Annotated in this window: 21 protein-coding genes; 11 read left to right on the top strand and 10 right to left on the bottom strand. The window is 33.9% G+C overall.

Annotated features, from left to right (window positions below):
- The first annotated feature begins 284 nt into the window (after positions 1–284).
- The gene (locus tag FHP04_RS14500) at positions 285–425 is read left to right on the top strand and encodes a hypothetical protein (protein ID WP_158319123.1); all 141 of its coding nucleotides are present in this window, start codon (positions 285–287) and stop codon (positions 423–425) included.
- An 8-nt stretch (positions 426–433) separates the two neighbouring features.
- Here FHP04_RS14500 and dnaE read toward each other — a convergent pair whose 3' ends face one another.
- Both dnaE and dinB read right to left on the bottom strand, forming a co-directional pair.
- Positions 434–3,421 carry a DNA polymerase III subunit alpha gene (dnaE, locus tag FHP04_RS06565; protein WP_139855236.1) on the bottom strand — a complete coding sequence of 996 codons (2,988 nt, stop codon included), beginning with the start codon at positions 3,419–3,421 and terminating at the stop codon, positions 434–436.
- Positions 3,422–4,636 carry a DNA polymerase IV gene (gene dinB / locus FHP04_RS06560; protein ID WP_139855234.1) on the bottom strand — a complete coding sequence of 405 codons (1,215 nt, stop codon included), beginning with the start codon at positions 4,634–4,636 and terminating at the stop codon, positions 3,422–3,424. It lies immediately after the preceding gene.
- Positions 4,637–4,863: 227 nt separating this feature from the next.
- Here dinB and FHP04_RS06555 point away from each other — a divergent pair, with 227 nt between their 5' ends.
- From FHP04_RS06555 to FHP04_RS06520, 8 genes are all read left to right on the top strand, one after another.
- Positions 4,864–5,439 carry a sugar O-acetyltransferase gene (locus tag FHP04_RS06555; RefSeq protein WP_139855232.1) on the top strand — a complete coding sequence of 192 codons (576 nt, stop codon included), beginning with the start codon at positions 4,864–4,866 and terminating at the stop codon, positions 5,437–5,439.
- 206 nt (positions 5,440–5,645) lie between these two features.
- Entirely contained in the window at positions 5,646–6,329 is a 684-nt protein-coding gene (locus tag FHP04_RS06550; RefSeq protein ID WP_139855230.1) for a DUF6624 domain-containing protein, read from the top strand.
- A 221-nt stretch (positions 6,330–6,550) separates the two neighbouring features.
- Complete coding sequence (locus FHP04_RS06545; protein ID WP_139855228.1) at positions 6,551–6,934, top strand: hypothetical protein; 384 nt, start codon at positions 6,551–6,553, stop codon at positions 6,932–6,934.
- 220 nt (positions 6,935–7,154) lie between these two features.
- A complete protein-coding gene (locus FHP04_RS06540) occupies positions 7,155–7,697 on the top strand; it encodes a DUF4287 domain-containing protein (protein WP_139855226.1) in 543 nt (180 codons plus the stop codon).
- A 242-nt stretch (positions 7,698–7,939) separates the two neighbouring features.
- On the top strand, positions 7,940–8,428 hold the full coding sequence (locus FHP04_RS06535; RefSeq protein WP_139855224.1) for a MepB family protein: 489 nt from the start codon (positions 7,940–7,942) through the stop codon (positions 8,426–8,428).
- Positions 8,429–8,483: 55 nt separating this feature from the next.
- A complete protein-coding gene (locus tag FHP04_RS06530) occupies positions 8,484–9,146 on the top strand; it encodes a hypothetical protein (RefSeq protein WP_139855223.1) in 663 nt (220 codons plus the stop codon).
- A gap of 245 nt (positions 9,147–9,391) precedes the next feature.
- Entirely contained in the window at positions 9,392–10,780 is a 1,389-nt protein-coding gene (locus tag FHP04_RS06525; RefSeq protein ID WP_139855221.1) for an MATE family efflux transporter, read from the top strand.
- Positions 10,781–10,984: 204 nt separating this feature from the next.
- Positions 10,985–11,191 (top strand): hypothetical protein, encoded by a 207-nt coding sequence (locus tag FHP04_RS06520; RefSeq protein ID WP_139855218.1) that lies wholly within the window; start codon positions 10,985–10,987, stop codon positions 11,189–11,191.
- A 101-nt stretch (positions 11,192–11,292) separates the two neighbouring features.
- On the opposite strand, the gene FHP04_RS06515 is transcribed toward FHP04_RS06520, so the two are convergent.
- From FHP04_RS06515 to FHP04_RS06505, 3 genes are all read right to left on the bottom strand, one after another.
- Entirely contained in the window at positions 11,293–11,781 is a 489-nt protein-coding gene (locus FHP04_RS06515) for an MgtC/SapB family protein (RefSeq protein WP_139855216.1), read from the bottom strand.
- Between the two features lie 230 nt (positions 11,782–12,011).
- Positions 12,012–12,776 carry a CDP-alcohol phosphatidyltransferase family protein gene (locus tag FHP04_RS06510; protein WP_139855214.1) on the bottom strand — a complete coding sequence of 255 codons (765 nt, stop codon included), beginning with the start codon at positions 12,774–12,776 and terminating at the stop codon, positions 12,012–12,014.
- Between the two features lie 95 nt (positions 12,777–12,871).
- Positions 12,872–14,362: an aminotransferase-like domain-containing protein gene (locus FHP04_RS06505; RefSeq protein ID WP_139855213.1), complete on the bottom strand. Its 1,491-nt coding sequence runs from the start codon at positions 14,360–14,362 to the stop codon at positions 12,872–12,874.
- 86 nt (positions 14,363–14,448) lie between these two features.
- On the opposite strand from FHP04_RS06505, the gene FHP04_RS06500 reads away from it, so the two are divergent.
- The gene (locus FHP04_RS06500; protein ID WP_139855211.1) at positions 14,449–16,338 is read left to right on the top strand and encodes a TonB-dependent receptor plug domain-containing protein; all 1,890 of its coding nucleotides are present in this window, start codon (positions 14,449–14,451) and stop codon (positions 16,336–16,338) included.
- Between the two features lie 153 nt (positions 16,339–16,491).
- Here the strand turns inward: FHP04_RS06500 and FHP04_RS06495 are convergent, their stop codons facing one another.
- Together FHP04_RS06495 and FHP04_RS06490 are read right to left on the bottom strand one after the other, a co-directional pair.
- Positions 16,492–17,682 carry a T9SS type A sorting domain-containing protein gene (locus tag FHP04_RS06495; RefSeq protein WP_139855209.1) on the bottom strand — a complete coding sequence of 397 codons (1,191 nt, stop codon included), beginning with the start codon at positions 17,680–17,682 and terminating at the stop codon, positions 16,492–16,494.
- A gap of 349 nt (positions 17,683–18,031) precedes the next feature.
- On the bottom strand, positions 18,032–19,312 hold the full coding sequence (locus tag FHP04_RS06490; RefSeq protein ID WP_139855207.1) for a PQQ-dependent sugar dehydrogenase: 1,281 nt from the start codon (positions 19,310–19,312) through the stop codon (positions 18,032–18,034).
- A 197-nt stretch (positions 19,313–19,509) separates the two neighbouring features.
- Here FHP04_RS06490 and FHP04_RS06485 point away from each other — a divergent pair, with 197 nt between their 5' ends.
- Entirely contained in the window at positions 19,510–21,861 is a 2,352-nt protein-coding gene (locus FHP04_RS06485; RefSeq protein ID WP_139855205.1) for a TonB-dependent receptor family protein, read from the top strand.
- Here the strand turns inward: FHP04_RS06485 and FHP04_RS06480 are convergent.
- The 3 genes from FHP04_RS06480 to FHP04_RS06470 all read right to left on the bottom strand — a co-directional run bounded on the left by FHP04_RS06480 (position 21,856) and on the right by FHP04_RS06470 (position 24,086).
- On the bottom strand, positions 21,856–22,308 hold the full coding sequence (locus FHP04_RS06480; RefSeq protein ID WP_139855203.1) for a methyltransferase family protein: 453 nt from the start codon (positions 22,306–22,308) through the stop codon (positions 21,856–21,858). The two genes, FHP04_RS06485 and FHP04_RS06480, sit on opposite strands and share 6 nt — an antisense overlap.
- 89 nt (positions 22,309–22,397) lie before the next feature.
- Positions 22,398–23,456: a metallophosphoesterase gene (locus tag FHP04_RS06475; protein WP_246051400.1), complete on the bottom strand. Its 1,059-nt coding sequence runs from the start codon at positions 23,454–23,456 to the stop codon at positions 22,398–22,400.
- A gap of 243 nt (positions 23,457–23,699) precedes the next feature.
- Positions 23,700–24,086 (bottom strand): hypothetical protein, encoded by a 387-nt coding sequence (locus FHP04_RS06470; protein ID WP_139855199.1) that lies wholly within the window; start codon positions 24,084–24,086, stop codon positions 23,700–23,702.
- Positions 24,087–24,112 lie beyond the last annotated feature (26 nt).

Raw genomic sequence — 24,112 nt, 5'->3', positions numbered from 1 at the left:
GACTATGGCCGTCGGTTCAAGCGCAGTTGAAAATCTTAAGTTACTGATCAACAATTAGGTCTCGTCTGCGCCCGGCCTGACAAATCATTTATTTTTTAACTTTTAAACAACCTCATTTTCATAACCTTCTCAAAGCTTGTATTTGGGAATATTTTCAGGATTTTAATAAAGCTTGGAAGTTTAAATCTCTATTGATCTTATAGACTTAATTTCATATTTTTATATTTTATAGATAGAAATTAATCCTTTGAATTTCTAATACTTAAAAACCTAAATCTAAAATTATGGATGATAAAGAAAATAATACCCGCCCTGAACAACGACCTATTGATCCTGAGAAAAATAATGCTGCTCAAGAAAGAGAATATCGAAAAGATAAAAGAGCAGGGAAAATTGGTAATACGAAAATCGATTCAGAAGAATAACTAATCCGCTAAAGAATAGTATTCTTACTAGAGTTTTCAATTCCAGATTGCCGTGGGTCTGGTAAAAGATTTTGAAACTTTATTTTTTCAACAACTATAGATAAGTAGTCTAAATCATCAACTACCTTTCCTGTAATCAAATACACTCCGTTTGTTCTTATAGAATATTTACGCGCAATTTCAGGAAAGCGAACTGTATCAAAAATCACTCCTTCGTAATCGATAAAGGTCCCGAAAATCATAATATCACCTTTACTGGTACCCGTCTGCTTGGCGGTAATCAACTTACCAAAAATAGAAATACGCTTCCCTATATTATAAGGAATGTCTTTAACCAAACAATTAGGCAGGTTGTCTTTTTGAATTAGATTGAAATACCCCTTTAATGGAAAACCTATTAACTCCAATTCATCGTAAGCATCAATCAAATGATTGCTAAGTATCTCTGGCAATGTAAAATTTACTTGCTTAGGCTTAAACAACAATAATGCAGTATCATCAAGCTTGTTTTTTGAAGATTTAAGATGAGCTTCCCACATTATTTGATGCTTGTCTTTTCCTGTAAACCTAAAACAGTCTATTCGAATTAATGTTATTAATTGTTCGATACCAATAGGCACACGATCTATAAAATCATCAAAGTCCTCAAAATCGCCATACAATCGTCTCGATTTTAATATCCTCTCCACTACCCTTTCCTCCAAATCGCGTATTAATACAAACCCCAAGTAGATGGTTTTACCTTGAATTATCGTTTCATAAGAACTATTATTTATACAAGGTTTTTCTACAATTCCTCCCTGTAAAACAATTTCTTGAACATAGGTTTCAATAGAATAAAATCCACCGCCATTATTGAGTACGGCAACCATAAACTCTAAAGGGAAATATCGTTTTAAATACAAGCTCTGATAACTTTCTACAGCATAGGATGCCGAATGGCCCTTGGCAAAAGCGTAACCCGCAAAAGCACTTACTTGATCCCAAACCTCCATTGTTAGTTCTTCAGAATACCCTTTTTGCAGACAGTTACTCTTAAACTTTTTCTCAACAGCTATAAATTCCTCTTTAGATCTAGACTTCCCACTCATCCCTCTTCTCAATACATCTGCTTCCCCCAAATCCAGTCCTGCGAAATAATGCGCTACTTTTAAAACATCTTCCTGATAAACCATTACACCATAGGTTTCGTGAAGAATTTCTAATAAAACAGGATGACCGTTCTTTCGCTTTTCGGGGAATTTATGCCTTATTATATATTCATTTTTCATTCCGCCATTGGTTACTCCAGGCCTAATAATCGAGCTTGCAGCTACAAGACCTAGATAATCTTGCGTGCGCAACTTGGTCATTAAAACACGCATGGCAGGAGACTCAACATAAAAAACGCCCATACAATCTCCAGTTTTCAACAATTCATTGATATTAGGGTCATTTTTAAACTGATAAACCTGATTTATATCTGCTACTTCTGCTTCAGGTTGATTGTACTTTATAATTTCCAGACATTCTTTTATCTTAGAAAGTCCTCGTTGCGCTAGAATATCAAATTTAAAAATGCCGACATCTTCAGATATAATCATATCAATCTGAACTGTTTGAAAGCCCTTTGGCGGCATAAATGTGGCAGCAAAATAGTTGATAGGTTTATTCGTAATTAAAATCCCTCCGGAGTGAACACTTAAATAATTTGGAAACCCACTTATTAATTTCCCGTATTTCACAATCAGTTGAAAATATTCATCCGCTTTTGAAGCCGTTTTCCCACTTTGTAGAAATGCATCTATTTCGTGTTTTGGAATTCCAAAAACTTTTCCAAGCTCTCGTACTACTGCCCGGTATTTAAATGTAACATAAGTCCCCATTAATGCAGTATTCGGGAACCTCTCAAAGATATATCGTGTAATATCATCCCTATCACGCCAGGAAAAATCTAAATCGAAATCGGGAGGCGAGGACCTATATATGTTGATGAAACGTTCAAAGTAAAGGTCGAGCTCAATCGGGTCAACGTTTGTGATTTCTATAATATAAGCAACCACACTATTAGCACCACTTCCACGACCTATATAGGGGTAATTCTTCGACTTTGCGTATTGCAATAAATCCCAATTAATTAAAAAATAGGATACAAAATCCATCTCCTTAATAGCTTTGAGCTCCTTTTCAATTCTATCATAAACAACTTGATCAGGATTTGGATATCGTTTTTCGAGATTCTCAAAAACCAATTTTCTCAGAAAATTAAAATCAGCATTTTTATCTTCCAAATAGCACTGTTGATTCTGATTCTCTCTTTCTGAATTGAATTTGAAAGCTACATTTGTTTCAGAAAGTAGTCTCTTAGTGTTTTCAATTGCAAGAGGAAATTCTTCAAAGTGATTTAATATTTCTGCTTTTGAAAACATCTTATCAGTTTTCGAGCCTTGTTCTTCTTCAGGTAGTTTGCTTAACAAAGTGTTTAACCCAATTGCTCGCAATAATCTGTGAGCGTTATAATCTCTTTGCCCGCGAAATGTAACCGTCTGTTGAATAATTAAATTTTCATAATTCCGATATTTCGAAAACTTCAGCTTTCTTAACCCCACAACAGACACCCCTATATATTCATTCTCCTTAAATGAAGTCTTTTCCAACTCCATTACCTTTTCAAATGGATATATTATTGCGCAATCCTTTAGGCTAGGACATAAATCAGGGAACTCTTTTTTTTGATGTAGGTATTCGGTTAAATATTCATTTAAACATTGAAACCCTAAATTGCTTTTAGCAATAACAACGTATTGCTGATTTATTCCATTTCGAAAATCGACACCTACCGAAACCTTAATATTATATGCTGAAGCATTTTTAAGCACGCTCAAGCAAGCAGAAGTGGAGTTGATATCGGTAAGCGCAAACGAGTCAATATCATTTTGCTGCGCCAACTCCAGAAGCTCAATTTCTGAAATGGTACCGTAACGTAATGAATAGTAACTGTGACAATTTGTATACATTTATTGCTTTCTATGTGCCAACAACAAAGGAGGTTCGCCATTAAAAGGATTGTGATTGCTACGAATAGATTTTACATCTAGCGTAGAAGCTCTCATTACAGCCCCGCTGCCAAATCGATTTCTAATTTTATCGAGTGATGCGTATAAATTCAAATTCTTTAAATCGTCGTCAAACAAGTTTATTTGATAATGCCCCCCAGTAAGATGTGAGAAATTAACGCCAATTAATCGCACCAAAATTCGCCTTTGATATATTTTATTAAAGAGACTGTGAATGAGCGGTATTAAAATATGATCGGCACTTGTAAAAGGAATTTTTAATTGTTTGCTATAGGTGCTAAAATCTGAATACCGAACTTTAACCGAAACACAACTTGTAAGCTTATTGCCCAACCGCAATTGATAAGCGAGCGTCTCTCCCATAGCAGTTAGACTAGCTTCAAGTTTTTTAATATCTATAGTATCCTTATCAAACGTTCGTTCGGTAGATATAGATTTTCGTTCGCTATATTGAACTACGGGTGTTTTATCAATACCATTGGCTCTATTCCAAATAAGTCTTCCGTTTTTACCCAACACCGAAACCAACATTTCTACAGGCATATTCTGAAGGGTGCGGACTTCGTGAATTCCCAGATTTCGTAATTGTTGACTTGTAACTTTTCCCACCATCGGAATTTTACGAACAGAAAGAGGCGCTAAAAAATCTTTCTCAAAACCAGAATCAATTTTAATTTGGTTATTAGGCTTTGCCTCTCCAGTAGCTACTTTAGAAACTACTTTATTCTTGGAAAGACCAAATGAAATTGGCAAGCCTGTTTCTTTAATAATGGTGTGTCGGAGTTCTTTGGAAAATTTATAGTTTCCAAAAAAACGATCCATTCCCGTTAAGTCTGCATAAAACTCATCTACACTAGTTTTTTCAAAAACGGGAACTTGAGATTTTATAATTTCGGTCACCATATCTGAATACTTCATATAGGTGCTGGAATTTCCTTTTATCACAATAGCTTCTGGACATAGCTGCCTTGCCATTTTCATCGACATCCCCGAGTGTATTCCAAATCCTCTGGTTTCGTAACTACAAGCAGCAACCACTCCTCTATCACCAATACCACCAACTAGAACAGGACGCTTCAATAAACGACTATCTAAAAGTCGCTCTACCGAAACAAAGAATGTATCTAAATCTAGATGTAAAATTGACTTTTCCATTAATTTCCTACTCGCTAAAACTATAAATTGAATAATACAAAATTATGGATTATATCCAAACTAATGGAAATAATCCAACATAAAAGATATTAACAGTAAAAGTGATTTAGTGGTATTTAATGGAAAGCGAGGCAGTACAAAGCGTTAGCTTTAAAATTTTGTGATTTAGAGGTTGGTTGTTTTTATTTAATATATTTACGTGTTGACATTCATTTGAAAAAATATTCGTGACGGAGAAAGAAAAAATGCTTAAAGGAAATTATTATGATTCCAGAGATTCGGAGTTAATGGATATGTATCATAAAGCAAGAAAATTATTAAAAGAATATAATAATCTCAATTCAGAGTTAATCAACGAACGAGAACGAATTTTAAGCGAGCTCTTTAATTTTAAAGGCTCAGGCGTTTGGATTGAGGCCCCATTTTTCTGTGATTATGGAGAAAATATTTCAATCGGAGAAAATACATTTGTCAATACAAATTGTATGTTTTTGGACAATAATAAAATAAGCATCGGAAGAAATGCATTAATTGGACCCTATGTCCAAATATATACTGCAAGCCACCCTTTAAAAGCATCTGAGCGAATAATTGAGAAAGGAATTGAATCTCGTTATCTAACTTCAACAAAGCCAGTTAAGATTGGCGATAAAGTTTGGATTGGAGGGAATACTATAATTTTGCCAGGTGTAACTATTGGTAACAATGTGACAATTGGAGCAGGAAGTGTTATAACTAAAGATATTCCTGATAACGTTTTAGCATTTGGAAACCCTTGTCAAGTGAAAAGAGAGTTAGAATAAAAATGAATCGCAACTCTGGTGGTGCGCTCCCAGAACTTCGATGGTGCGCGATTACATCGCGTTCCTTTCACAATCCCCTATTCATCCATATTAGCAAACACCATGATTCCATACACATAAACAGATTGCTTTAAAATTTTGTGACTTAAAGATTGGTGGTTTTTATTTGATATATTTACGTGATGTAATACATTAAAACCAATACTGTGAAAAAACTTGTATTACTTATAATTGTTATTTTTTCATCTTGTCTTGAAAAAGATAAATTTAATCCTGAATTAAAATCTGAATTATCTTCAATTTTAATAAGAGATCAAGGCTTTAGAGAATTATTTAATGGGAATATAACAGAAAAAAGAAAATCCGAGCTTTTAAAATTATTAGAAATAAGCGAAACAGATTTTTTAGAAAACGAACGTGATATTTTTCGAAAAAACGACAGTCTTAATTTAATAAAAATTGAGAAAATTATCAACAAATATGGGTATCCAGGAAAATCTTTAGTGGGAGAACCAGAGAATGAAACTGCGTGGTTTGTTATTCAGCATTCGGGTAAAATTGCGGATTATTTTCCTATCATTGAGAAAGCTGGACAAAAAGGAGAATTAGACCTCGTTAAAGTTGCGATGATGAAGGATAGATTACTAATGAACTTGGGAGAAGAGCAATTATATGGTAGCCAAGGAAAAAGGATTTTTCTTGTATGGCCACCTATGAAACAGACAGATTCTAAAGTTATAATTTGGCCTATTAAAAACCCTGCGACAGTAAATACTTTGAGACAACAAATCGGCTTCAAAAATACTGTTGAAGAATACGCCCAAAGTTTGGGCATTGATTATAAACCTTATACTCTATCAGAAGTTAATCAAATGAATTCTGCAAAATAATAATTGGTTTTCATCTATTCACCAATCTCAAAAGCCTTAGGGACGCAATTTTTTATGGTTGGACAATTGTTGTTAATTTAATTACTTAACCACCCCCGATTAATAGCTTAAGTGTCGGCATGCATTTAAAATGAAAAAAACCACAAAAAAAAATATTAATTTGGACGTTTTCGATTCTTGGAATTGGAATCATTGGATACATAGGTTTTGTAGGTTATGAAATGTATACTTTTGTGAGTGGTTGCGGAATGGATGACGGACCATTTAATGCAGTCCTAATTAAGCAATCAAAAATTTCGGAAAATTCGGAAATCATTAAATTGAAAAATAACGGAGTCTTAATTTTGGACAATCGAACAGACTCGCTCTCACCAACGCTGACTTTAAAAGAAAACGGAATTATTAAATGGACTTTAGACACTGATACACGCAACACTAAAGGATACGAATCGACACGAATTTGGAAAATAAGCAATGTAATGGTAACTAAAAACTCTGACCCTATAAAACTGAACTTTGCAGGACATTGGACTTATGGAGCAGAAGCAGGTTCAATGGAAATTTCTCGAGATGATGGTGAAAATAGTTTTTGTTTGAGTTGGTAAAAAAATAAAGGTGACGCGCCAACACCATGCCTAATTAATCGTCTATTGTAGCTTACTTAAAAATATGTGTAGTTATCGGGACGCAAGTTTTTGATTCATACAGCCCACTTCGCTCGTGTCTATTTGGTTTGAATTGGTTAAATTAGTAGCAGAATCATGCAATCACTCTTACCGGAAAGCGTGACCCACTAAAATCCGAAGAACATAAAACATTATTCCTATGGACAAAGCTCTCAAAACAATGATTGACAATATGCCTGAAAAAACAGGAAAATCATTAAGCGAATGGAAAGCAATCTTGAAAGAAAAATCCTTTACCAAACATTCAGAAGGTGTAAAATATCTAAAAACTGAGCATAATGTTACTCACGGATTTGCCAATACTATTGTAACGCTTTCTAAGGATGAAAATACTCCTTCCGAAGACCTTATTGAAAATCAATATAAGGGTAAAGAAAATTTAATTCCAATTTATAAGGAACTCATTACATACATTAAATCATTAGGGGATGATGTGACTATAACTCCAAAAAAAGGAAGTGTAAGTATTATACGGAAAAGACAATTTGTTTTAATTAAACCTGCTACTAAAACTAGAATTGATTTAGGTTTTAAATTAAAAGACAAACCTACCACTGAAAGACTTGAGGACTCCGGGCCTTTTGGAACTATGTGTACCCATAGAGTAAAGATATCGGAACTGAAAGAAATCGACCGTGAACTAAAAAAATGGATTAAAGAGGCTTACGAAAAATCGATATAAACGGGCTACCTTAACGTTCTCTGCTTACTTACCTCGCTAGTGCACGATTGCATCGCGTTCCCTCCCAATTCCATGTTCATACATATTAGTAAAACACCGTGAAATCATTTAGCCATAAACCACCGCTACCTAAGAACCGAAACTTTCGAGAGCATCATCACGAAATTCTGACTTAGCATTTACCAAACCATACCCCAATAAAACCCAACAATCCCATACAAATAAATAGAGAGAACATTAAAATGAACAGCAATTTAAAAAAGATTGATAGAGAAATATACGCCCAATGTTCTCTTCAAATTTCGGACTTAAAAAAAGAACCAGAAGGAAAAGAATATGATGCTTGCCAATTCAAACTTAACGGAATGAATATTATTTGTAGAAGTTCTAAAGTTACACCTAAAAAAATTGGACAATTTGTAACTTTCTGGAAACGAAATAATGATGGAATAACAGAACCTTTTAACGAAAATGACGAGATTGACTATTATGTAATAAATGTAAATTCGGAAAATAATCTTGGGCAATTTGTATTTCCAAAATCTGAATTAATTAATAAAGGAATAATAGCAACAAAACTAAAAGACGGAAAAAGAGGGTTTAGAGTTTATCCTAAATGGGACAAAGCAGAAAATAAGCAAGCTAAAAAAACTCAAAAGTGGCAGTTAAATTACTTTTACGAAATAAATAATTCAACGGACTTAAATAAAGTGTCGGAATTATATAAATAACCACTATTAATACCGCGCTGCTGCGCGATTGTATTGCACGCATCCCATGATTTGAATGAAAAATTCCATTTTAAAATATTCAATAATTCTCTTTTTGCTTTCTAGCTGTAGAATAATATATCCTGACATTAAATATGAGCCTATCAAATTTGGTTCTTACTACTTTCCCACATATGATGAAGTGAAGTTTAAGGAGAAACAAAAAGAATCTGGAGAAATCAATCTGTGGAATTCCACAGGGCCTAACGATTCTCTTAGTGAATTTACTAATCAGTGGTACTCAAAACACCTTAATAGTCTTGGGGAACCAATCTTACATACCAAGAAGAATAAAAAGAAAAAGGTTATAAGATTCACGCATTTAGGCACTTGGTCCAACCCTTATTCATATAGATTAGAGAAGGACGATGAGGTGGTAAAAATAACCTACAATAAAACAAGAGGACTTGGTGGTTATAAAGCAGGTAGGAGAATTAAACACAAAACAAAGAAGGTAGATTTGGAAAAATGGGAACAAATCATAGAAAAAGTCGATAAAATTGATTTTTGGAATATTGAAACTCACGACCCAAACATGATTTTTGACGGAGAAGAATGGATTTTAGAAATCTTAATCGACGACCGATATCATTTTGTAAGCAGAAATAGCCCAGATGTTTACGATGGAAAAGAATATGCGGAATTATGTACGCTGATAACGAACTCGTTTAGTGAATAGAATTATTGCTAACGAGAGTTTAAACATAATTTAGAATAAGTCATTATCCAGAAGTAACTGTATAAATCATCTTTACAAAAAATCAAATATCAAAAAAAAATCAGCTTTGAATTCCTTACTACTTCTTCAATAAATGAATACCCTGAAAATGTGAACAAGTTTATTTCGTTTTGTAATCTATAATCTTATAAGTATTAAGAGTTATTTAGGTATTACTTCGGAAAGGTTGTTATAATTTTGCCGTAATGACTCCTAATAAAAAAAATAAGTTTACAGAAGGGAGAATTCTTAGCTCTCTTATAAGCTTAGCTCTGCCCATAATTTTCGCCAATATTCTTCAATCTGCTTATCAGCTTATTGACACCTTTTGGTTAGGACGATTAGGGGCCGATGCAGTTGCGGCTGTGAGTTTAAGTTTTCCATTGCTTTTCTTAGTACTATCGTTAGGTGCAGGACTTACCTTGGCTGGAACTGTTTTGGTAGCGCGGTACAAAGGTGCCGAAAATCAACTGCAGGTAGATTTTAGTTCATCTCAGAGTGTTTTTCTTATTTTTCTAACTTCTATTGTATTAGCGATTATCAGTTATTTTGCTTCAGCTCCCTTAATGCAATTAATTGGTGCTGGTCCTGATATTATAGACGACTCTATACAGTATTTTAAAGTTTCCTCCTTAGGTTTTGTTTTTCTATTCCTGTTCTTCATTTTCCAATCACTAATGCGGGGAATTGGGAATGTAATGCTACCTGTATATATTGTTTTATTTACTGTAATACTCAACGCGGTTTTAGACCCGCTATTCATATATGGCTATGGGTTTGTGCCTGGATATGGCGTAGCAGGAGCAGCTGTGGCTAGTGTAGCCACTCAGGCTATTGCTTCTATTATCGGTTTAGTTATTCTTTTTAGAGGGAAGCACGGAATTAAAATTTCGCTCTCGTCTATGTACTTTAATATAGAAAACTTAAAAAGAACTTTTAATATAGGTTTTCCAGCAAGTATAGAACAATCTACTCGTGCTTTGGGGATGACGTTTATGATGGTGATTGTTACAAGTTTTGGAAGTGATATAGTAGCCGCCTACGGAATTGGTGCTCGTATGTTGAGTTTTATTGTAATTCCTGCCCTCGGACTAGGAATAGCAACTACCTCTTTGGTAGGACAAAACATTGGAGCTTTAAAGATAAAACGTGCTCAAAAAGCCGCTGTTTTAAGTGCTAAAGTATCTTTCTTTGGCTTTACTGGGTTAGGATTATTAATGTTTTTGGTTGCCGAACCTTTAACAACCTTCTTTATTCCAGAAGATCCACAGGTAATTCAGGATGGAACTTTATTTATAAAAATAATGTCGCTGAGTTTTGGCTTTCTCGGACTACAGCAGGTAATGAACGGTACTTTTAACGGTGCAGGATTTACAAAAGCATCCATGTTTATTTCTATAATGAGTTTGTGGTTGGTGCGTTTCCCATTAGCTTATTTGCTTTCATATACATTGGAAATGGGCCCCGAAGGTATTTGGTGGTCCTTCCCTATTTCAAACCTAATAGCAGGTATTGTTGCTTTCAGTTATTTCAAAACAGGCTATTGGAAGAAAAGGGTTGTTCGAGATAGAAGCTTTCTAACTGCTCATGATTAATGTTCCGCATCAAGATAAATTATTCATTTTTAAAAGTTAACAAATTAACTATCTCCACTTTATCGGTGTTAAATTATGTTAGCTAATATCGGAAAACGCAAAAGTTTTAATAGTTTGGCGAGTCAATAAATCTTTCAATTTTCATCTAAAGAAATTTGATTGACAGTAACTGAAGCAATTATTAATCTAATAAATATCTGTATTATGAAGAAGAAAACGCCAATGCTCGACCCAAAAGTTAAAAATGAACAAGATATAGAAAAGCAAGACTCTCCTGCTGAACCAAATTCAAAACCTGATACCGTAAAAAAACCAGAAAAAGGTGATGCTAAAGATGTTCCAGAATCTAACGACCCTGCTGGATATAGTGAAACTGAAAACATAAAGAAATCACCTTATAAAAAGGATTAAGTTTTTTAAAATATAAAGTGAGTTTATGCAGAAATAAGGAGAATACTCACATAATTATAGGTTGATTGTCTTCAAATCGACAATGATTTTTGAAGGCAAGTTCAACCTACTTTTTTTCCAATAACTCCAAAAATAAGGTTTACAAGAAGTACTGCAACGGTAAATAAAATCAGATCGGTTACCAAATATAAGGCAGCTAAACACCCTGCGGCTGCGCTACACCAGATTGTGGCAGCTGTAGTTAAACCTTGTACTGTTCCTCCTTTTTTGAGAATTACTCCTGCCCCTAAAAAGCCAATCCCAGTTACCACCTGACTTAGCACTCGAGTGAGATCTATAAACTTCCCTCCTTGATATTCCAAGGATAGGATAACAAAAGCACAAGCACCTACCGCAACAAGCATATTGGTTTTTAAGCCAGCATCTTTCCCTTTAAATTCTCGTTCTAAACCTATTAAAAGCCCTGCAACAATGGCTAACAGAATTTTAAATAGAAAATCCGGACTAAACGAATAGTCTGGCTCCTCTCCTATGCCTGTAAGTACTTTTTCAGTGGTTTGTATAACACTAAAAAGAAATGAAAACGTCATTTTGCTATTTTTTTAGGTTACTGATTGAGTCGATAAAATTTATATTGGTTTTAAAAATTTTTGTTAGTGAATTGCTTAATAGTAAAGGTCTTAAAAAAACACGAAAAGAATTAGATTCTACTTCCAAAATTTATACAATAATGATGAATACCTTGTTATTAAGCTTCAAAATCTTTCAAATACCACGAGTTTTTAATTACCCTAAATCTTAATCCTCAAAAACATTCGGCTTAATAAAACTGTTTTCTAATTGCGATAAAAACAAAAACCATAACAGTATAAGCTAAAAAGAACGGGAGAATAAACTCTTTAAGATTTAAAATTAACATTACTGCTATTAAAAATAATTGAAAACCGAGACCGAAGGTTGAAATCGCCGTCATAAACCAATTTGGAAATATTTTACTCTGACTCGCTTTTCTGTCCAGAGCATAAATTATTTTATCAAAGACTCCATAGCAGAATTTATATAAAGCGAAGAAAATGTTTACATGTTTCTGCTTCTCTCCTTCTAAGGCAATAGGCGTTTTATTTTCAAAAACTCGGCTAGTACTATCTCCATCAAGTTTATTCCGTAGAATAACGTAGTAATAATTGTAAAGAGTGCCTTGTAATTGTAAACCTAAAAAAGCTAGAACACCAATATACCAAGCGGTATTACTAATATAAGCGATAGCTGTAAATATTATAGCGTTTAATATAATATCGGCTACAGAATCTAAATATCGGCCAGTATATGAAGGCTTTTCTTTTACTCGAGCTAACTCTCCATCTGCAGCATCTAAAATTGATTTTAAAATCAGAAAGAAAGCAGCCAACCAATAATAGCCTTTAACAACGCAATACACCCCAAAAAGGCCAGCGATTATAAAACTTATAGTCACATGAATTGGAGTAAAAGAAGTGTTTTTTAAAGCGTTGGCAATGGCTTTAGCTATCGGGCGTCCATAGTCGGATAAGTCTAGGAATTTATGTTGTTTTGGAAGTTTAGACATTCAGAGCTGCAATAATGAGTATTAAATTCTAGTAAATGTAAGGTTTAATGTTTAAAGCCTATTTTCAATAAAAAATAAGCAATTAAGGAAGTAAACTAAAGTTCTATTTTAGAGATAGAAACCTCGTAAAAAGCATCTTTGAGAATTAGTAATGTCTTTTCAATTTCATATTCGTTTAAATGTGCAAAAGACAACCTTAGAGCTGTTAAATCACGATTTTGGTAGAGACAAACACTTGGAATTAACAAGCCTTTTTTTCGTGCTTTTTTCTGTAATAAAACAAGTGAAATGTTTTCTATAAACTCAATCCAAAAGGCTAAACCGGACTCCGGAATTTTAAATTCAATTTTATTCCCGAAGTGGTAAGCTAAAAGGTTTGCAAATAATTCTTTTCTTTCCGTAAGTAGCTTTTTAGATTTTCTTTGATATCTGTGAATGTCACCCTGATGAATGATTTCCCCTAAGGCTTTTTGCTTCATTAAATCGCTTTTTCCAAAGACATTTAGGTATTTCGCTCCTTCTTTAAGTAAATCTTGTGGTCCGATTATGAAATTCATTTGAAATCCAGGGTGTAAAAACTTCCCGAAACTACCCATATATATCACACGATTTCCACCGTTTTTTGCAAAAAGAGTATCTCTTTTACTTTTCTCCATTGAAAATTCAAAATCGGTGTCATCTTCAATTATGATGAAATTATACTCTTCTGCTAATTTTAATAACTGAGATTTTCGTTTATCAGAAAGGTTAACGGTGGTAGGGTATTGACACCTAGAATTTATATAAACAAAACGAATCTCTCCCGCTTTAAAGTTATTTTGAATAAAGTCTATATCCATTCCATTTTCATCTATAGGAATGGTTTTCATTTTTGCACCCGCTTGATTAAATATCATATTAGGGAGAAAATAGCTGAGTTCTTCCACCAAAACAATATTGGCTGAATTAATCAACAATCGCGATAAGATTGAAAGTACTTGCTCCACGCCATAAACAGGTAGAAGAAAATTTCTTGAAAGATGAAAGCCTCTAGTTAGATTTAAATAATTACTTAGTTGGTTTCTAAAGAATATATTTTCATCAGTCGAATTAAAATGTGGATTCAATTTATTCTTTCGTTTTAAAACAGAAGCATAAAAACGAACAAGTTCTTCCGAATTAATCACTCGATAATCCGGTGTGCCATCGGTAAAATAATATTCTTCTACATTTCCTTCCAAGGGAGTATCTAAAATAAAATCTTTTCTGAAGTGATAATTAGCCTTTACGGGTGGTTGCTTAAAAGCGTTCTGTTTTAATGCTTTACTTGTGGAATTTTCAGGGTTTTTAACAAAGGTTCCAATACCAGGAAGTGTTTTCACCCAACCTTGCTCCTGAAGTTCGGTAAAAGCGGCTACTATTGTTTTTCGATGAAGCTGTAGCTCTTCTGCTATTTTTCGGCTACCAGGAAGTTTATCGTCAGCCTCTAAATAATTGCTTTTTACGGCGTTAATAAACTGATACACAAACTGCATATAGATGGCCTCTTTACTCCTGCGATCTATTTTTATTATTGACTGAAATCGAACTTTAACTGGACTACTCATTATTTACAATATGGACTACCAAAATTAATGGTTTAATCCGAACCTTTGCGCCCAATTTTAGAAATAGTATAGTTTAAAAAATATTTATGAAAAACACATTAGTTGCTTTAGGATTAACGTCAGTATTTTCAATCACTGGATTTACTCAGGAGAATGATAGTATTGTAGATTCAAAACTGCAGCAGAACACCTTAGAAGAAATTGTAATTCGAGGAAATCGTCTTGAAACACCTTTTAATAAGGTAAGTAGGGATATTCAAGTAATAACCCAAAAACAAATTGAAGCGCTTCCAGCAAAATCCCTTAATGAAGTTTTATCTTATCTAAGCGGAGTGGATATTCGCCAGCGTGGCCCGTTTGGAACTCAAACAGATATTTCTATCGACGGTGGCACTTCAGAACAAACGCTAGTGCTTATTAACGGAGTAAAAATGCTTGATTCTCAAACAGCGCATAATATGATGAATATTCCTATTCCATTAAGTGCGATAGATCATATTGAAGTATTAAGAGGTGCAGCAGCTAGAGTATATGGTATAAACGCCCTTACTGGAGCTGTAAATATCGTTACTAAAAATCAAAATTATTCGTCGGTTACTGCAGATGTGAAAGGAGGAAGTTCTTTCAAAAGTAAAGATGAAGGTGATGGTTCAGGAATTTACGGAGGTGGATCTATTGAGGTTACAGGAATTTATGGTACTGAAAAACAAAGCCAATTAATCTCTGTTTCACAAAGTAATTACAACGGACAGCGATACAATTCAGGTTCAAAAAACACTCGGTTATTTTACAATGGAAGTTATGATATAAACATAAACAACAGCCTTCAAGCAATGGCGGGTTACACTACGAGTTTGTTTGGGGCAAATGGATTTTATGCTGCGCCTTACGATGTCAATTCGGAGGAGTTGGTAGAATCGTCTGTTTTCAGTATTTCTTCAAAACATAAACTCGACAACTTTACCTTTTCTCCACGTATTAGCAACAGATATGGAGAAGACGACTACCGTTTTTATAAAGACGATTTAAGCAAAGCTCGTTCACAACACTACACCAATGCTTTAATGCTTGAATTTAATAGTAGCCTTGAAACTAAAATAGGAACTTTGGGGTTTGGCTGGGAATCGAGATTAGAACAAATAAACAGTTCAAATATTGGGGAACACAAGCGAAATAATCACGGTGCTTATGGAGAACTAAAGAGTGGTATAGGTGAGAAATTGCAAGGTTCAGTTGGAGTTTACGCAAATTACAATACCGATTTCGGATGGCAGCTGTATCCAGGAATAGATTTGGCCTATCTTATAAATGATAATTGGAAGGTTTCTACAAGTATTGGCTCAGGACAGCGAATTCCTTCATTTACCGATTTATATTTGGATCAACGCCCAGGGAATGTTGGAAATGAATTACTTCAACCTGAAAATGCTTGGAATTACGAAGGAAATATTCAATACGCTAAAAATAATTTTCAGGCAAAAGCGGGCTATTTTTATAGAAGTATTACAGATTTCATCGATTGGATGAGGAATGATTCTTCTGAGCCGTACTCACCAACTAACTTCGGTGAAAATAAAATGCACGGTGTTTTCGGTAGAGTTAACCAAGATTTTACTTTAGGAAACAACCAGTCTATAGGATACCAAGTGAGTTATAATTATCTAAACCCCTCTATAGAGACTTCATCTGATAATCAATCTAAATACACCTTAGAGTCTTTAAAGCATCAGTTTGTTGCAGGACTTCATTATAGAAACAAAAACATTTCCTTAAATGTAGTAAATAGATGGTTAAAGCGCGAGTTAGCGAATGGGTACAATATTGCTGATGTTCGTCTAAATTACCACCTAAAAGACTTTCTGTTATATTCTGAAGTGACCAATATATTTAACGCATCGTACAATGAAGCTGGCGCAGTGCCAATGCCAACACGCTGGTTTAGTTTAGGTGTGAAATACAACTGGAAAAACATCTAAAAATATAGAAGAACAGTGTAGATAAAATTTCTTAAAGATTTATATTTCCTTTACTATAATTAAAAATAAATCACCCTCTTAAATCCAGGTTTGGATGTAAGAGGGTGATTTTTGATAGTTAGTAATTAACTAAAAACTTTAGGATTGGATGTATTACTTTATCACAAACTTTCCAGTCGTTTTTGAATCTCCTATCTCAACCTTATAAAGATATACTCCAGAAAACCAGTATTTTGTAGGAACTGTAATGGTGCTATTTACTCCATTTTCAATAGCTTTATTGTACTGTACTCTACCCATAACATCGGTAATTGTTAAGGTTACTTTATTACCCAGTTCTTTTGGAAGCTGAAGGTTAACAAAATCACTAGCAGGATTTGGATATACAATTGCTTTTAATGTTGATGGCAATTCTTTTACACTTAGTACCTCAGCTGGAACTGGAGCTTTATAAACCCCTCCTACATCTTCAAAGCTAGAAAATACTCCACAGTACATAGTTTCTCCATTGAAAACAAAATTCATCGGTACTCTGTAAAGATCGACTCCTGGCACAGGTGAAAACGCAGGGAATTCTTCGCGATAATCAGTCCAAGTTTGTCCGTGATCTAAAGTATAGTAAACCGCGTCGTGCACATGCCCCATATAGAACGCTCCTTCGTAGTATTCTAAAATTCTAACTGTAGTTTGTAATCCGGCAGGAATTAGCATTGTTTCCCAATTCTGAAAATCGGTAGTATATCTTATCGCATCTGGAATTCCACCAACATTGTAAGCCACATAAAAAGTATCGTTAACAACTAATAAACTACCTGCGTACTCGTAATCGTCCACTTGTGACCAAACATCTGCTGTTTCATCGTACTTCCAAATTCCAAAAGCTCCTACATTGTATAATTCCCCATTAAAAGATTTTAAATTATATGTCCACTGCCCTCCGTTGTCAGGATTGTCAACAACCCATAAAGATTCCTGATCGGTAAGGTGCCATGTTTCACCATTGTCTTCACTATAAACAACACCAATACTTAAAACAGAAGCATATACTCTTCCGTTGTGGTATTCCATTGCATAAATGACATCATTTTCAGTAGCAGAAGGAAGCAAGGCTTTAAAACTTACATTGGTCCAAGTTTCACCATTGTCGTGTGAAATAGCGACATTGCTATCCACACCGCCCATATAAACACTTTCATCTTTTACAAGAGAAGATGTGTAGGCATAATCTGTAGCAGTAGATTTTGTCCATGACGCTCCTTCATCTTGAGAGATGTAAATTCCACCTAATTCAGGATAAATATCTTCGGCAGCAATTAAGTTTCCATTTTCGGCTTGACTTAGCACCCAGGTACTCTTATCAAAACCTGTGGATTGCCATTGTGCTGTAAGGACAGAGGTATTTAAAAATAAAAATGCAACTAGTGCGAATAGTAAAGTTTTTTAATCATAATAAAGGGGAATTTTAAGGGTTTTTAAAAAGTTAGATTTTTTAAATTATTAGTAATATTTTAAAATTTACGCGCTAACATAACAATTAATTTTAACAATAAAATGTCAATTTCAATATTTTGCAATCACTTTATTCCCCACCTTTAGGTAAACAAAAGGCTATTAGCGCTTTATTGTATTATTCTATTTAATTATTAACTCTTTGAACGTTACTAGATTGGCAAATTAAACACCCTTAATAATATTAATTTCCCTGATAACTAACCCTCCATATATGATGTGTTTTATCGTCTGTAATTAACATAGAACCATCTGCTAAAACAACTGCCCCTACAGGTCTGCCACGCACCTCATCTTTCTTTGGCTCAACTATAAAACCTGTTAAAAAATCCTCAACTTTCCCTGAAGGCTTTCCATCTTTAAATGGAATAAAAATCACCTTATATCCTGAAAGTATATCTCTATTCCAAGAGCCGTGTTGGACTACAAATGCTCCGTTTTTGTATTTCTTTGGAAAAGCATCTGCCGTATAAAACACCAGGCCTAAAGAAGCAGTATGCGAACCAAGATCTACATCTGGAACTATAGCAGATTTTAATCTAACATTGGGTGGTACAGGCATTCTAGGGTCAAAATTGTTTCCCCAGTATGAATAAGGCCAACCGTAATAACCATCTTCCTGAACAGAAGTTAAATAATCTGGCACCAAATTATCTCCTAAGCCATCTCGTTCATTTACGGTAGTCCAAAGGGTTTGAGTTGTTGGTTCCCAATCCATTCCTACTGGATTTCTAAGGCCAGAAGCAAATACACTAAGATTGCTACCGTCGGAATTCATAACTAATATATTAGCCTTCATCACTTCATGCTCCATTCCTTTTTCACCAATATTATCGCCACTACCTACTGCTATATAAATTTTAGAGTTATCTTCATTGGCTATAATATTACGAGTCCAATGCTGATTCACTTTCCCAGCTGGTAGGTCTACAACTTTTTGCCCTTTCGTCTTAATTTTTGTCTGTCCTGTTTCATAAGGAAAACTCAATATCGCGTCGGTATTTGCTACATATAAACAATCCCCTATTACCAGCATTCCAAATGGTTGATTTAAACCTTCTTTTTTAGTTAGTAATATTTCTCTAAAATCAGGGAGTCCATCATTATTTGTATCCCGAAGTAGGGTAATTCTATCGGCACTGCGTTTTAAATTGTTTGATCCTCCTGCACCAATAATCGCGGCACCTATTCGCTTTAAAAGACTATAATTACTATTGCTTTCAGCTACTAATACATCTCCATTTGGCAATACGTACATCCAACGTGGATTCTCAAAACCATCTGCATATTTAGTAACCTGAAAACCTTCAGGAGCTTTGGGAGTTTCACTATCTTTCCATCCTATTACATTAGAATAATTGGAAACCGACTTTGTTTCAAAAGGTTCAGGTAATGGTTTTTCTTCTTGTGAAAAGAGAGACAATTGGACTATAATTAAAGCTAAAAGTGAAATGGACTTTTTCATTTTTTATATTTTAAACTATTCAGTATTGAATAGTAGTTAATGCCAATGAAGATATTGTATAAGATTAAAAATTTCTCTTAACAAATTGTTATACTTTTAAATAGAAACAGCTGAGTTAAAAATTAGGTAAACTTTCTGCCTCAATTAGCCAATTCTATTCTTATTGCTTATTTTTAAATAGATTCGAAAAATTAGATATGAATAAAATTTACTTACCCTCCTCCTATTTTAAGTCTCGCTATTCAAACCTATCATTTTCTATTATCGCAATAGCATTTGTTTTCTTGAGTGTTTTTTCCAACTCCTTGAATGCACAAGAAATACAAGGAACAGTTTACTCAAATACTAATAAACCTATTAGCGGAGTGTCTGTATTCTTGAATAGTAAAAAGCTTACGGAAACAAATAGCGAAGGGGTTTTTAGCCTTTCGAAAGCTTATCAGCTTCCTATTAATTTGAGATTGGAACACCCTAAATATTATATTAGTACTATTACAATTTCAGAAAACAACTCTACTTTTAAACTATCTCCACTTTCAAAATCGGAAGATTTAGATGAAATTATCTTAACTACAACTACCCAGAAACAAACCTCACCATCAGCAGAAATAATAATCCCAACTGAAAAAATAAAGACGGAGAAATTTGATGCGTATAGTCCTATTGAGCTTATTTCGGTAATCAATGAAACGCCTGGGGTATTTATTCAAAGTGGTGCATTAAACACCAATAGAATTACGATTCGCGGGGTTGGGTCACGGACACTTTATGGCAGCAATAAAATTCGCGCTTATTTTAATGGTATTCCAATTACAAACGGAATTGGGGAAACAACCATTGATATGTTTGACCCAGAAGATTTACAATCGCTAGAAGTTATAAAAGGCCCAAAGGCTACTCAATACGGCACCAATCTAGGGGGAACGCTTTTATTAAATTCAAAGCAAGCTGCGGTAGGAGAAACTTTTCTGAAATCAAATCTAAGTTTTGGTTCCTTCGGCCTTATAAAGAATACTGTGAGCGCTGCAACGGCTACAGAAAAGTTTTCGTTGAATATAAATTACGATCATCTCGAAACCGATGGATTCAGGGAAAATAATAAATACAATAGAAATGGATTACTACTGACTTCCAACTATAAACTAAATGCCAAAAGTGAAATTTCACTTTTAGTAAATTACATCGATTATAACGCGCAAATTCCTAGTTCAATTGGCAAAACTGCTTTTGAAGAAGACCCCACACAAGCTGCATTTACATGGAAAAAGGCACAAGGTTATGAAGACAATAAAATTCTATTAACTGGTTTAAGTTTTACGCATCATTTTTCGGATAATTTTACTAATAGAACTAGCGTATTTTACACCTATATAGATCATTATGAACCGCGACCTTTTAATATTTTAGATGAATTCACCAATGGTTTTGGAGGAAGAACGGTTTTTAATAAAGATTTTTACTTCTTGGAAAACAAGGCAAATTTCAGTTTTGGAGGAGAATTTTATAAAGATCAATACAACTGGAAAACCATAGAAAACCTTTACGAAGACAATAATGGCAATGGAAGTTTAGAAGGAAATTTATTAAGCGATAATATTGAAAATAGAGATAATCTGAACATCTTTGCCACTGTAACAATTCCATTTACTGAAAAACTCAAAGGACAGTTTGGGCTGAATTTCAATAACACAAACTACAGCTTTACCGATGAGTTTAATTTAGGTGATGCCAATAAAAGTGCAGACCGAGACTTCGACCCTATTTTTGCACCGAATGTAAATCTGCTTTATCAATTTAATGAGAACTTAAGTGCTTATTTTAATTTCAGTCGCGGATTTAATTATCCTTCCATTGAAGAAACCCTAACTCCAGAGGGTGTTATAAATCCAGACCTCGGACCTGAAAAAGGATTTAATTACGAAGTAGGAAGTGAAGTATTTCTATTAAAAAGGAATCTTCACTTTAAAGTAAACGCCTATCTTTTAGATATTGACGATTTATTGGTTGCCGAGCGTGTTGGCGACGATCAATATATCGGTAGAAACGCAGGAAAAACAGAACATAAAGGAATTGAATTGCAACTCTCATACCTCCATCCATTAAGTAATTCTGGTTATATTTCGCCCTATATCAATGCTGAATTCAACAATCATAAATTCATTGATTTTGTAGATGGTGATCGCGTTTTTTCTGGTAACAAACTCACAGGAGTTCCTGATAGAAAAGTGAATGGTGGAATTAATTTTGGATTTAAAAATTTCATTTTAAACACCAATTTTCTTCATATAGGCGAAATGCCTATGAATGACGCTAACCAACTTTATTCAGAAAAGTATACCGTTTTAAATGCTAAAGCATCTTATAAAAAAGAGCTTTCTAAAGCTTTATCAGCAGAAATGAATGTTGGCATCAACAACTTTACAGATGAAAAATACGCTTCTTCTATATTGATAAATGCAACTGGTTTTGGCAATAGTGAACCACGGTATTATTATCCAGGAATGCCTAGAAATTGGTTTGGTGGAATCAAACTGAAATACGTTTTATAACCCAGGAAAGAATCGTCCTGATCGTTTTTTATATTCAGTGTAGTTCGGGAATTTTTCAATCAGACGTTTTTCTTCGTATAAACTTTTTATGTAAAACAGTACAAAAAGAACTGTAGCGATAAGCAATCTATACCCAGAATCAGTGATTACAGCATAACCGTAGAAAGCTAAAATTAACCCCGTATAAATAGGATGACGAACCAACTTATAAATACCAGTCTCAACTAGTTTGGCGCCAGGTAAAGGGCTAGGAAATGGTGATAGGTGAATATTGAGATGTAAGACAGCAACCACCGTTATAAAGGCTCCGGAAATAAATAATAATAACCCAATCCAAAATAATACCTCCGGAAATATTATCGATAATACTTCAAAATCGAAAGCAAAAGCTATAATCAACAGGAATTGAAACAGCACAAATAATATGTCTTTTAGTGGAATTTTCAACTGGAGCTAAGATTAGTGGTGACTTTTTACAAAGATGTAAAAGATATTTCTATCAGACATTAATTTTCAAACCTGACTTTTAAGAAAAATTATTCCGATTTTTTTAAAGTGATAAGGGTAATTTCTGGACGCATCCCCATCCTACCTGGAAAACCGAGCCATCCCAACCCTCTAGTAACATATAGGTTTTGATTTTCCACAGTATATAATCCTGCCCAGCGTTTGTATTTATATTTTATAGGGCTCCATTGCTTCCCCATAATATTAATTCCTGCTTGCATGCCGTGGGTGTGCCCGGAAAGTGTAAGGGCCACATCGGTGTATTTTATCACCTCTTCATCCCAATGAGTGGGATCGTGAGAAAGAAGTATTTTAAAAGGTATATCCTCAATATTATTTAACGCTTTTAATAAATCACCATCCTGCCTGAATGGTGGAAGACCCCAATTTTCAACACCTGCGATTGCAATTTCTTGATTATCTCTTTTAAGTGTAACACTTTCGTTTAGTAGAAGTTTGAAGTCTATTTTATCATAAAAAGATTTAATTTCTTCAAAATTTTCACTTTTAGCTTCTGGGGAATCCCATTTGCTATAATCGCCATAATCGTGATTTCCTAGAATAGCATATTTCCCAGTTTTAGCCGAAAGTTCTTTTAGGACTTTATCCCATCCATTTAATTCCCAAGCATAGTTATTTACAAGATCTCCTGTAAAAAAAATTATGTCGGCTTCCAATTCATTTATAATATTAACGGCTCTTTCTAAAATTCTATATCGATAATTAAAACTTCCAAGATGTAGATCTGAAATATGAATAATTTTATAACCGTTAAAAGCTTCAGGTAACTCTTTATGAGCTACTTCAATTCGATATACTTTATATTTATAAGCTCCTTTAAAGATGGCGTAAACAATTACGAAGAATGGAAGAAACCCTGCAAGTAATCCTACTGTAGGAACAATGATTAGAGATTCTGTTTCAGAGAAAACATAGTTTGAAAAATATAGAATGCTAATTATTATTACGAATAATATTTTAGGTGTAAATGAAGAAATTGTAAGTCCATACAATGAAGATACTAACGTTTGCCTTTTAGTTACAGGCAAGGCATCCATTTTAATCTTTAGAATTAATATGGCTGACACTAAGCCAATTGTAAATGTCCAAAACAAGATATTGATAATCGTATTCAACAATGGAGAGGTTAAAAGCTGAGTAATAGATTGCAGCCAGTAAAAGGTGAGCACGTCAACCCCCACAATAACTACACACAATAAAAAAATTGTAAAAAGTGAATACGAACGCATTATCAATTTATTAAATTACATTCTTAAAATTACACAGTAGTTTGAGCATTATTAAATAACGACAGAAAATTAGTGGAAAATTTAATATTGAATTAATCCGTAACCAGTATTTAATAAGTACAAGCCCATAAGAAATAACAGTACATAAATAACTTGAATTAATTTAAGGCTTATAAAATCAATTGCCTTTAATGCCAATGATGGAAAAGCGAAAAGCATTAATCCTTTAAATAAAGCTATCCAACCTATCAAACTAACAATTACCGTGGCGCTAGAATCCCAAATATTATGGAAAAGAATATTGAGTAAACCTATTACAATAGCAATAAAGGCAACAAGTATTGAAAACTTCTCATCTTCTAGGAATGACAAAATTTGTTTTATCCGCTTGGGGTTATAGCTTAATATAAAAAAGAAGAATATTAAATACCAACCCCAAAACTTCGCTAAAAAAATAGATACATCCATAATTCTTACATTTAATTAATTTTCTC

The organism is Aequorivita sinensis, from assembly GCF_006346335.1.
GTDB classification, from domain to species: Bacteria; Bacteroidota; Bacteroidia; order Flavobacteriales; family Flavobacteriaceae; genus Aequorivita; species Aequorivita sinensis.
This window is presented reverse-complemented; position numbering and strand designations above follow the sequence as displayed.

What these genes read in the sequence shown, in the direction of transcription:
- FHP04_RS06500 (WP_139855211.1), top strand. Translation starts at nt 14,449, where the DNA reads ATGAAAAACACATTAGTTGCTTTAGGATTAACGTCAGTATTTTCAATC.
- FHP04_RS06525 (WP_139855221.1), top strand. Translation starts at nt 9,392, where the DNA reads ATGACTCCTAATAAAAAAAATAAGTTTACAGAAGGGAGAATTCTTAGC.
- FHP04_RS06505 (WP_139855213.1), bottom strand. Translation starts at nt 14,362, where the DNA reads ATGAGTAGTCCAGTTAAAGTTCGATTTCAGTCAATAATAAAAATAGAT.
- dnaE (WP_139855236.1), bottom strand. Translation starts at nt 3,421, where the DNA reads ATGTATACAAATTGTCACAGTTACTATTCATTACGTTACGGTACCATT.
- FHP04_RS14500 (WP_158319123.1), top strand. Translation starts at nt 285, where the DNA reads ATGGATGATAAAGAAAATAATACCCGCCCTGAACAACGACCTATTGAT.
- FHP04_RS06490 (WP_139855207.1), bottom strand. Translation starts at nt 19,312, where the DNA reads ATGAAAAAGTCCATTTCACTTTTAGCTTTAATTATAGTCCAATTGTCT.
- FHP04_RS06515 (WP_139855216.1), bottom strand. Translation starts at nt 11,781, where the DNA reads ATGACGTTTTCATTTCTTTTTAGTGTTATACAAACCACTGAAAAAGTA.
- FHP04_RS06470 (WP_139855199.1), bottom strand. Translation starts at nt 24,086, where the DNA reads ATGGATGTATCTATTTTTTTAGCGAAGTTTTGGGGTTGGTATTTAATA.
- FHP04_RS06510 (WP_139855214.1), bottom strand. Translation starts at nt 12,776, where the DNA reads ATGTCTAAACTTCCAAAACAACATAAATTCCTAGACTTATCCGACTAT.
- dinB (WP_139855234.1), bottom strand. Translation starts at nt 4,636, where the DNA reads ATGGAAAAGTCAATTTTACATCTAGATTTAGATACATTCTTTGTTTCG.
- FHP04_RS06520 (WP_139855218.1), top strand. Translation starts at nt 10,985, where the DNA reads ATGAAGAAGAAAACGCCAATGCTCGACCCAAAAGTTAAAAATGAACAA.
- FHP04_RS06485 (WP_139855205.1), top strand. Translation starts at nt 19,510, where the DNA reads ATGAATAAAATTTACTTACCCTCCTCCTATTTTAAGTCTCGCTATTCA.
- FHP04_RS06530 (WP_139855223.1), top strand. Translation starts at nt 8,484, where the DNA reads ATGAAAAATTCCATTTTAAAATATTCAATAATTCTCTTTTTGCTTTCT.
- FHP04_RS06535 (WP_139855224.1), top strand. Translation starts at nt 7,940, where the DNA reads ATGAACAGCAATTTAAAAAAGATTGATAGAGAAATATACGCCCAATGT.
- FHP04_RS06540 (WP_139855226.1), top strand. Translation starts at nt 7,155, where the DNA reads ATGGACAAAGCTCTCAAAACAATGATTGACAATATGCCTGAAAAAACA.
- FHP04_RS06545 (WP_139855228.1), top strand. Translation starts at nt 6,551, where the DNA reads ATGTATACTTTTGTGAGTGGTTGCGGAATGGATGACGGACCATTTAAT.